Source organism: Parapedobacter deserti, from assembly GCF_042646065.1.
GTDB classification, from domain to species: Bacteria; Bacteroidota; Bacteroidia; order Sphingobacteriales; family Sphingobacteriaceae; genus Parapedobacter; species Parapedobacter deserti.
In genome coordinates, this window is the sequence record NZ_JBHRTA010000034.1 from 1 (window position 1) to 6488 (window position 6488).

Annotated in this window: 5 protein-coding genes and 1 pseudogene; all 6 read left to right on the plus strand. The window is 45.1% G+C overall.

The features are described from left to right. Positions 1-295: pseudogene (locus ACFOET_RS11120) on the plus strand (hypothetical protein); the annotation flags it as partial. Beyond that, positions 292-1248, plus strand: a complete 957-nt coding sequence (locus ACFOET_RS11125; RefSeq protein WP_379022575.1) for a hypothetical protein — start codon at positions 292-294, stop codon at positions 1246-1248. The pseudogene ACFOET_RS11120 and the gene ACFOET_RS11125, both read left to right, overlap by 4 nt. Before the next feature lie 521 nt (positions 1249-1769). Then, positions 1770-2462: a hypothetical protein gene (locus ACFOET_RS11130; protein ID WP_379022577.1), complete on the plus strand. Its 693-nt coding sequence runs from the start codon at positions 1770-1772 to the stop codon at positions 2460-2462. 45 nt (positions 2463-2507) lie between these two features. Continuing rightward, complete coding sequence (locus tag ACFOET_RS11135) at positions 2508-3317, plus strand: hypothetical protein (RefSeq protein WP_379022579.1); 810 nt, start codon at positions 2508-2510, stop codon at positions 3315-3317. A 65-nt stretch (positions 3318-3382) separates the two neighbouring features. After that, on the plus strand, positions 3383-5476 hold the full coding sequence (locus tag ACFOET_RS11140) for a hypothetical protein (RefSeq protein WP_379022581.1): 2094 nt from the start codon (positions 3383-3385) through the stop codon (positions 5474-5476). Then, positions 5473-6488: hypothetical protein (locus ACFOET_RS11145; RefSeq protein WP_379022583.1), on the plus strand; the 1016-nt coding region annotated here is incomplete at its 3' end. The genes ACFOET_RS11140 and ACFOET_RS11145, both read left to right, overlap by 4 nt.

Sequence of the window (6488 nt, forward strand, 5' to 3'; positions counted from 1 at the left end):
ACCTGACTACGTGTTCGAGCCGGGTTACGAACTGCAAGCCCTGGCCGATGTAGAGGCTTACGTGAAAAAGCACAAACACCTTCCGGAAATACCTTCGGCAAAGAATATTGAGCGAGACGGATTGAACCTTGCTGAAATGAATCTGCTGTTGCTGAAAAAAATAGAGGAACTGACGCTGCATTTGATTGAAAATGAAAAGTCCGAACGGACTATAAGAGAAGAACTGCAGGCCACTAAACTAGACGTTCACGAACTTAGAAACCTGATCAGGGAAATCCAAGCGGCACAACCATGAGAACGAAATACATATATGTCAGCTGTATTTGCTTACTGCTGGTTATGGTGGGCAGGATCCAGGCCCAAACGGAGACCACCCTGCATCAAAACTACAAAGCTATAACGATACCGATGGACCAAAACGTCCCTTACTCGAGATCACTGATCCTGCTACATGAAATCTATAACGGCGCCAACCCATTGGCCAATAATTATGTAATCGGTACGATAGCAGCACTCAGAGGAGCTACAACTTCCATCCATCGAGCCGACATCGTGCATATCAACTCAGGGTCGGCATACACGATGACCCGGGCATCGTTGGGCTCGTATAACATTAGTGTCAGTTGGCGGCTTAAGACATGCATTTATGATAGCAAGCACTATATGGCCTTGGAGGTGCCTTATGCCACAGCGCAGCACAGCCAAGGCTACCATTTTGTTGGTTGGGTGTCATCCAGCGGGGAAAACCTGAAAACGGTTACTTACAATGTCAACGGCGTTCCCCAAAACCAGCACCTACTGAGCAATGTACAAGACTTTGAGCCGAACATGACGGCCGAACAACAGGTAAGCCGATTTGTAGTCACCGGCAATGTCGGTATTGGCATCCACAATCCAACGGAGAAATTGTCCGTAAACGGCAATATCCGGGCTAAGGAGGTTAAAGTGGAGATGGCTAACTGGCCGGATTATGTTTTTAAAGAAGATTATGACCTGATGCCGCTTGCCGAACTGGAATCCTATATAAACACGCACGGGCATCTTCCCGGTATCCCTACTGCAAAACAAGTGGAGGCCGACGGCGTGGCCCTTGCCGAAATGAACCGCAAGTTGCTGGAAAAAGTGGAGGAGTTGACGCTGCATTTGATAGAGAAAAAGCGGGTTGAATTAGTTCAAGACGAACGCATTGAGCGTCTGGAAATGGAGGTCTACAAATCGAAATCTAACGAGATGGGCGAAACTGATTAATAAAGCTAGCATTATGAAAATTTATAAACGCACGGGGGAACTTTACATCAACGGCGGCAGCGCGGATGATCCACTCCACCTTATGTAAAACATCACAAGCACCTGCCTGAAATCCCATCGGTTGCAGACATTGAGCGTGACGGCCTAGACGTTGCGGAGACGAACCTGCTTCTCTTAAAGAAAGTGGAGACCTGACGTTGTACCTCATTGAAAAAAGCGAGGAAACGGAAACGATGCGCAAAGAAATAGATAGGCCGCATGGAATGCCTTCTGCTGTTGCTGGCGCGGGAGATACTGGTCGAACCGGCTACCCGTCGGCTCAATGGCTCAGACGGATAGCCTTCCGCTGGCGCCGAACGCTTCAGAATTAAAGTGGTTTTGATGATAGGCAGAGCCTATCAAATTTATAGTCCCTGCCTGTCATATTTATAGCCTTGACGTGCATGGACTAGCCTGTTTCCGGCTTAGCTTTACTCCCGTTGATTCAACATAAATAATATTAAATAGTTCATATTAAAGCCATGATTAAAACAACCGTTGTATTGGTATTTTTTTGTGTTTCCAATGTGTTGTGCCTGGGGCAGGGAAATACGTTTCCGGCCAGTGGGCATGTTGGGATAGGAACGACTTTACCAACTGCACCGCTGGATATCCGAGGCAGAATTGTCATTGACAACGACGGGGACGCTGCAATTTTTACGGGTGTATCGAATCAGGAGCTGAACCGCTACCTGACTTTGATTAACTCCGTTGGGCGTACCTCTGCGTCGGGCTTGAAAGCTGGCGGTATACTGGTCTCAGACTCGTACGCATATGCCAATCCTGGAAAGAATGATCTGATCGTCAAGGGAAGTATAGGCGTCGGCACGACCAATCCCCAAGCAAAACTGGCGGTAAACGGCAATATCCTAGCTAAGGAGGTAAAGGTAAAGACGGACATCACTGTGCCGGATTACGTATTCGCACCGGAGTACAAGCTGCCCACACTGGCTGAAGTGGAAGTCTTCGTGAAAGAACACCGGCATCTGCCGGAAATCCCTTCGGCGAAGGATATCGAGCGCGATGGTTTGGACCTCGCGGAGATGAACCTGTTATTGTTGAAGAAGGTGGAGGAGCTAACGCTGCATTTGATTGAAAAAGATAAGGGAAATCGTCGGCTCAGTGAGCGATTGACATTAGTTGAACAACGGATCGGATGGGAAGACGGCAACTAATAAGTATTTAATTCTTTAGTCATTAAACCGTCTAAATCTGAAACTATGAAACGAAAACTAATAATTTTCACATTGACTTTGTTTATTAAAGTCTCGCTTTGCCAAGCACAAACCAATACCTTCCCGCCAAACGGAAATGTGGGTATCGGTACCGCCACGCCAACAACGCTGTTGGAGATAAAAAAGGCGGCGCAAACAGGCGCCGAAAATCTGCTGAAGCTTAGTGTCTCTGATGCGCCAGATGATTTCTTTACAATCAGTAATGGAACCAGCTCTGATGGGCGATTCGCGCCTTGGATAAAGGGAACAAAGGTCTCCGATAATGGTGTTGCATTGTTTCTTTCCGGTAGCATCGGGGATGGGGTTGTCGATAATGGCACTAATCCCGTAGTCGCTTTTGATGCAAGATTAACAACCGGAAAAGTAAATCATCGACCACTTTTCGTTTGGCAAAGCTATTCCACGCGTTACATGACCATGCTGAGCGACGGAAGTGTAGGCATCGGCACCACCAATCCCCAAGCCAGGCTCGCCGTAAACGGTAATATTCTTGCTAAAGAGGTGAAGGTGAAGACGGACATCTCCGTACCGGACTACGTGTTCGAGCCGGGTTACGAGCTACAAGCTCTGGCCGATGTAGAGGCTTACGTGAAAACGCACAAACACCTTCCGGAAATCCCCTCTGCCGCAGACATCCAGCGAGATGGTTTGGACCTTGCGGAGATGAACCTGTTACTGTTGAAGAAGGTGGAAGAATTGACGTTGCATTTGATTGGGAAGGAGAGAAAATTGAATGAACTCAGTAAGCGATTGGACTTGCTTGAAGCGGATAAAGCCAAACGCTTAATCCGGTAAAAATGGATTTGAAGAGATCACTGCTATATCATTGAAAGATACTAGCTAGATCAAAAAATTTAACTATGAGAATTTATTTCAAATACACTAAAGACTACCTGCGACTCTTAAGTCGCAAGCGGTTTGCATTATTGTTCGCCGTTTTATTTGCGCATTTGCATCAAGCCAATTGTCAACTTTTTGAGAATGTAGTAGGTCCATCTCCCAATGCTGCATCATTTTCGAAGTATGGGGAGGTACCTGTAAATATATACACTGGCGTGCCCAATATTGAAATTCCATTATATACGATTAAGAGTGGCGGACTACAAATTCCGGTCTCTTTGAGTTATCATGCTGGCGGATTTAGAGTTGATGAAGAAGCCGGAAGAACAGGGCTGGGATGGACATTAAACGCTGGTGGCGTCATCAGTCGGACGGTTAATGGAATCGACGATTTTAGTCCTGTAAAAGGATATTACAATAATAGTTTCCCCGAATTTATCAGTAGTTCCGCCACGGGTATCTTACAGAGTGGTCAAAGCTATTTGGAAAGTACGACTACAGGCAATTATATCATTAATGTGGTGGGCAATTCGACAAATATGAATGCCTTTCTTCCCACGAGTGTATCATCAGACGTGCCTTACGATACCGAACCCGACGTGTACACATACAACTTCGCTGGATTTTCAGGCAAATTTTCCTTAAAAAAGAACGGTGACGTAGTCAAGCAGAAACCTGATGGCGTTGATATAAAATTATTGAATATTGATGGCAGTAGTTGGCAAATTACAACGCCAGATGGTGTGAGATTCATTTTTAATCGAACTGAACGATGTAGTTTTCAGTCGCCGAACGGATATACAGGGATTTACACGACCTCATGGTATCTAACTGAAATCGTTTCTACAAAAGGAGATCAAATAACTTTTGGTTATTCGGAAATCGCTGGAAGTGTTATAAATTATAATAATATCAATGAACGATACACGCTTGAAGTGGTCAAACTCTATGGTTTGGATTCAGCGTTACCTCAACCTGGTGAGCTATCTTCAAGTAATCCACCAATAAAAAACTATAATGCGGTTTTTTTGAGCTCAATAACCTTTCCGCACGGAATTATTGAATTTGAATACCAAGCACGTGAGGACTTACAAGGAGATAAACGCTTGGTCAAGATGGATGTCACAAACACAAGCGATGCCCGATACAACTTTTCTTATGAATTTAAGCAAAATTACTTCGTGTCATCATCCACAGGCTTTACAATGCCTAACCCCTTACCAAATTTAAATCCAAATCTTTTTTCAAAACGGCTACGTTTGGATTCGTTAATAAAGACGAACGCGAACGGGGCGGCTTCGGAAACGCATCACTTCGTCTATGAGAGTACAAACCTTCCTTACAAGAATTCTTACGCTAGGGATCATTGGGGATTTTACAATGGCAAGACAACGAATAGGACGCTTTTGCCAAATATGCAGTTTTTGAGCAATCAACACCCGGGTACCCAATTATCCTATTCCGGTGGCGCCAATAGAGATGGATCAGGTACGCATGTTAAAGCTGCGATGCTTAAGGAAATTGTATACCCTACAGGTGGGAGAACGGTCTTTGAGTTTGAATCAAATGATTACGAACCAGTAATCTCTAATAGTAATGGCGGCGGTTACATAAAGACGGCAACCCTACCATACTTCACCAGGCGCGGTACTGACGATACCTTGAGTCTAACTATCCCGGAAATTCTTCCCTTTACGAAGGTTAAGTTTAATATAAAATCCGAAGGGGGTCAGACCACTGGATTGCCGTTTACAAATGCTCACGATGCCATGTTTGCAATCTACTCCGTAGATGACCTGACAACTCCCGTTGTTCAAACATTTTTAGGTTTCGAAAGCTTTTGGACTAGAGAGTCGGGTTTTACGGATTACCGCTGTTACCGTAACGATCAATTTGAGTTGCCTGAAGGCGAGTATATTGTAATAACGCACATTGCCAGCCATGTGATGTTTCTCAACTATGTTCGCTTTTCGTTCGAATATAGCTACTATGCGGATGCCACTACAGGTCAAAATCCAATAACGATAGGCGGTGGTGCTCGCATCGCTAAAATTTCTGATGTTGATGCATTGAACAATGTCAATGAGACTCGTTTTTTAACTATCATTATTTGAAAGATCAGGATGGCGATGGCGACATAGAAGAATGCTCGTATGGGAAGCGACTGGCTCCGATAAATTATGCAACATTTGACAAATTAGTTACGTGTGGCGTTGATCAGGTAGGTAATGCTGTTGAAACGGCAAGTCAGAGTTTTGTGCTATATTCAGAGAGCTCAATACTTAATAACGAGCCTATTGTGGGTTATGATAAAGTGACGGTTTATACGCAGAGTAAAGAACTTAATGGTTATACAGAATATGAGTATAATAACACAATAAGTGCTTCACCTAATTTTGCAAATGGATCTTTTAATGCCCGGCCGGCTGGTATTCCTAACTTGATAAGACTGGGGAATGGATTACTCATAAAGCACATCGATTATGTGCATGAAACGTCGACCAATTTATTCCGAAAGGCTAAGGAGACTATAAACAACTATGCTTCGTTGCCAACTATAACGCATGTAGGACTCCGGTTGATGAGAAGCCTATCCGGCTCGTGTGTTTCATATGCTGGAAAGGGTGTTTCTTATCTTCAATATCCCGCTTTTCAATCGTCGTGGAATCAACTTTCGTCCCAGACTGTAGTTGAGTATCCCTTGGTCAATGAGGGATTTTCCACCACTACAGAATATGTTTATGAACAAGGTGAGCCCGAACACTACTTGCCTATTCAGACTAAGGTATTAGGTAGCGATGGCTCGATTACTTCATCTATATTGGTTTACCCCACTGATTACGCGAATGCGTCGGGTGCGATATACGAGATGCAGCAGAAAAATCTACTGTTGCCCATCGAACGGGTACAATACAAGGAGGTCGGCACTACTCGGACGATCCTGTCGGGCAGTATCACTACATACAAGCCCGGTGGACAGGGTTTAGTGGACCAGGTGCTGGAATTGGAGACGGTATCGCCCGTGCCGTTGGCTTCCTTCAAGTTCAGCAACCGGTCTACGGCCGGGCAACTGCCGCCCTCGGCAGGCGGCCCCGCCAATTACTCGGCGGACACCCGGTACAAACC